General features: G+C 68.0%; 6 protein-coding genes and 1 pseudogene. All 7 read right to left on the bottom strand.

Going from position 1 to position 2,649, the window contains the following annotated elements:
- The coding region (locus tag NB3_RS33735) for a replication initiator (protein WP_371855960.1) at window positions 1-292 on the bottom strand (292 nt) is incomplete at its 3' end.
- Complete coding sequence (locus NB3_RS33730; protein WP_067811558.1) at window positions 289-921, bottom strand: hypothetical protein; 633 nt, start codon at window positions 919-921, stop codon at window positions 289-291. The genes NB3_RS33730 and NB3_RS33735, both read right to left, overlap by 4 nt.
- Window positions 918-1,595 carry a DNA cytosine methyltransferase gene (locus tag NB3_RS33725; protein ID WP_067811556.1) on the bottom strand — a complete coding sequence of 226 codons (678 nt, stop codon included), beginning with the start codon at window positions 1,593-1,595 and terminating at the stop codon, window positions 918-920. The genes NB3_RS33730 and NB3_RS33725 overlap by 4 nt, the downstream gene beginning before the upstream one ends.
- A complete protein-coding gene (locus tag NB3_RS35445) occupies window positions 1,592-1,750 on the bottom strand; it encodes a hypothetical protein (protein WP_157112171.1) in 159 nt (52 codons plus the stop codon). The genes NB3_RS33725 and NB3_RS35445 overlap by 4 nt, the downstream gene beginning before the upstream one ends.
- Window positions 1,747-1,944 carry a hypothetical protein gene (locus NB3_RS33720; RefSeq protein WP_067811552.1) on the bottom strand — a complete coding sequence of 66 codons (198 nt, stop codon included), beginning with the start codon at window positions 1,942-1,944 and terminating at the stop codon, window positions 1,747-1,749. The genes NB3_RS35445 and NB3_RS33720 overlap by 4 nt, the downstream gene beginning before the upstream one ends.
- 2 nt (window positions 1,945-1,946) lie before the next feature.
- Window positions 1,947-2,270 carry a hypothetical protein gene (locus NB3_RS33715; protein ID WP_067811550.1) on the bottom strand — a complete coding sequence of 108 codons (324 nt, stop codon included), beginning with the start codon at window positions 2,268-2,270 and terminating at the stop codon, window positions 1,947-1,949.
- A pseudogene (locus tag NB3_RS33710) lies at window positions 2,267-2,649 on the bottom strand (FtsK/SpoIIIE domain-containing protein); the annotation flags it as partial. The pseudogene NB3_RS33710 and the gene NB3_RS33715, both read right to left, overlap by 4 nt.

Below are 2,649 nucleotides of genomic sequence, written 5' to 3'. Positions count from 1 at the left end.
CTTCGGCGTGCCAGCCCTCCCGGCATTGAGTCATCCGCAGCCACCGCGCCTTGTCCGCACACGGCTTGCACACCGACGCCACGGTGGACTTGCACGGGGAAGCGACGTATTCGACCTTGCCCGTCTTGGGGTCGAACGATCGCATCGTCACCGGCCGGGTGCAGACCCCGAACTTCTCGGCCGTAGCTATGGCGACATCGGTGAAGTTCGGGAGCGCACGCCGCTCAGCCGCGGTCTGCCGGGCCGGGGTGGTGTCGTTGTTGTCGTTGTCCAGGTCGATGGGCTTGGTCATGCCGCCTGCCCTCCTCCCTTGGTCCAGTGGTCCACCCGCGGCAGGATGACGGTCTCCGCAAGGGCATCGGCGCGCCGGAAAGCCAGCTCGACGGTGCCGGGTCCGGTGATGGTGGCGCGGCAGTCCAGGGCGCCGAAGGCGTGCGCCAACTGCGAGACCCGGTTTTCGAAGTCCGCCGGGCAGTGACCGTCGAGCATCCGCACCCGTACCCGATCGGTCGCCGGGCCGATCTCGACCCCAAGCAGGCGGGGGATGAAGGTTCGGTCGCCGCGGTCGATGCTCAGGTGGCAGGCTCGCATCAGCTTGACCCAGCGGCGCCGGTAGCGGTGCCAGATCAGGAACCGGGAACGAGCCCGCGCGGTGACCCAGCGGTCGAACATCTCCGGCCGGGCACGCTGCCACAGCAGGAGCCCAGCGACGGACACCCCGGCAGCCGCGAGCCCTACCGGCCACCCCCACAGCACCCAGGCCGTGACGACCAAGGCGAGGGGGATGGAGATCATCGGGAACAGCACCAGCCACCACAGGCCGACCAGGATTGCCGCCGCGAGGTGGAGCAGGCCGAGCGCGGCCAGGTCGAAGGCGTCCAGGTGGGTGTCTTTGCGAATGTGGACGGTGGTGGTGTTCATGCCGCTACCTCGAAGAGTGAGAGTTGTCCGGACGGGTCGCTCAGGTGCGTGTGCAGCTGGGCGCCGATGTGGTGGGTGTAGGCGGGTGGGATGGCCTGGCACAGTTCGTCGCCGGTCATCCAGTCGATGCCCATGGCCTCAGGCCCGACGTAGGTGCCGATGTGGCCGGTGACCGACACGTTCCAGCCCTCCGCCCACCGCTGCCGCCTGTTGGTCGTGGCAGTGCGAGCGGTATGCGCCGGGTGAGCCGGGGGCCGCAATGTGACGTTGGATTCGAATCGGCGGTGGCGGTAGGTGCGCAGCCCGAACATGCTGCCGCACAACGTGATCGAGCGAGCCAGATCCAGCGGGGCGGGCATGACGTTCTCGATCACGAACGGCGCACCCACAGCGAGCAACGCCGTCCTGGTCGCCGCCACGAGATCGGGGTACTCCCGGTCGGGGTACAACGCCGCCAGCGGGCTGTAGCGCTGGCACGGCGGGGAAGCGTGCACCACATCGAACTCGTGTCCATGCGCGGCCAGGAACTCCAGCGCGTCCCCCTGATGGAAGGTGAACGGGTAACGCGGCTGCGGCGCGATGTCCACCCCGACGACATCGAACCCGGCACGGTGATAGCCCGTGGCGCCCCCACCCGCGCAGCAGAACAAGTCCAGCAGCCTCGGCCGTGTCATGCCCGCTCTCCTGGTCTCGGGTCGAACAGCGACAGTTGCCCCGAGCACGGGGCGTGGATGTCCTTGCGGGTACGCCGCTTGCGGTCGCTCACCTGCTCGGCTGCGGCCCGCACGACGGGGTTGACCTCAATCGCGGCCGGTCGGGTCGCGCTCATGCTGCCCAGTCCCCACCGTCGAAGTCGTCGCCGTTGTCGCTGTTGTCCCACAGCGGGACAACCCCGGTCTCGACCAGCAGATGCGCGGCGATCGCGGCCGAGTCCAACCCGGAGCGCTCCAGGTGGCAGCGGCGACGAGCCGCCAGGTCGATCACGTTGTCGTCGTAACGGTGGCCGGTGGTGTGGTCGCTCATGGCTAGGCCTCGATTTCGGGGACGCCGCACACCTCGCAAGTGCGGGAACGGGTGGAATTGCCCAGCGGCCACACCGTGGTACGCCAGGACTCAGGAAAGGAATGGCCATGCTCGACGCACCGGGCGGTGGCCCGGCAGCCGTCACAGGTGACCTTGTCGCCGTCGTAGACCCAGCCGACACCGCCCGCGGAATGCACGGTCAGATACGCGATGGCCTGGGTGATGGAGTCGAAGCAAACCGCTTCCTTCTCCCGCTCGGTGTAGTGGTCGCCGCAGGTATCGCAGTACACGACAACGTGCTGTTCAATGACCAAACCGCGTTTCATGCCGCCACCGGCCCATCTTCGGACTCATCACCCAAGTCATCGGGATCGAAACCGCTGTAATCCCCAGCCGGAGCGGCGATCTCGGGCGCCGGGGAGTAGGCGTCCACGATCGCGTCAATATCGTCATCGGAGACGAAGAACGCCCGCACCCGCACGAACTCGCTGCTGCCGTCCTCACCGACATAGCCGACACCCGGTGTCAGGTCGGAGATCTCGTCGCAGCGGGCACCGCGGTCGCGGGCGCCTTGCCCGTGGACCATGCCAGTCTGGGTGGGTTCGTCCAGCCGCAGGCCGATGCGGACGGGGAACAGTTGCCGGTTGGGCATCGTTTCCTTCGACGGGTCCTGCAACGCCGCGATCACCGACACCGCCGCCGCCC

Origin of the sequence: Nocardia beijingensis NBRC 16342, from assembly GCF_001612785.1 — a bacterium.
Classification (GTDB): Bacteria; Actinomycetota; Actinomycetes; order Mycobacteriales; family Mycobacteriaceae; genus Nocardia; species Nocardia beijingensis.
The sequence above is the reverse complement of the archived record's forward strand: the minus strand, read 5'-3'. Positions and strand labels throughout refer to the sequence as shown.

Bases quoted from the DNA above. Each gene is read 5' to 3' on its own strand.
- NB3_RS33725 (WP_067811556.1), bottom strand. From the start codon at position 1,595: ATGACACGGCCGAGGCTGCTGGACTTGTTCTGCTGCGCGGGTGGGGGC.
- NB3_RS33715 (WP_067811550.1), bottom strand. From the start codon at position 2,270: ATGAAACGCGGTTTGGTCATTGAACAGCACGTTGTCGTGTACTGCGAT.
- NB3_RS33730 (WP_067811558.1), bottom strand. From the start codon at position 921: ATGAACACCACCACCGTCCACATTCGCAAAGACACCCACCTGGACGCC.
- NB3_RS33720 (WP_067811552.1), bottom strand. From the start codon at position 1,944: ATGAGCGACCACACCACCGGCCACCGTTACGACGACAACGTGATCGAC.
- NB3_RS35445 (WP_157112171.1), bottom strand. From the start codon at position 1,750: ATGAGCGCGACCCGACCGGCCGCGATTGAGGTCAACCCCGTCGTGCGG.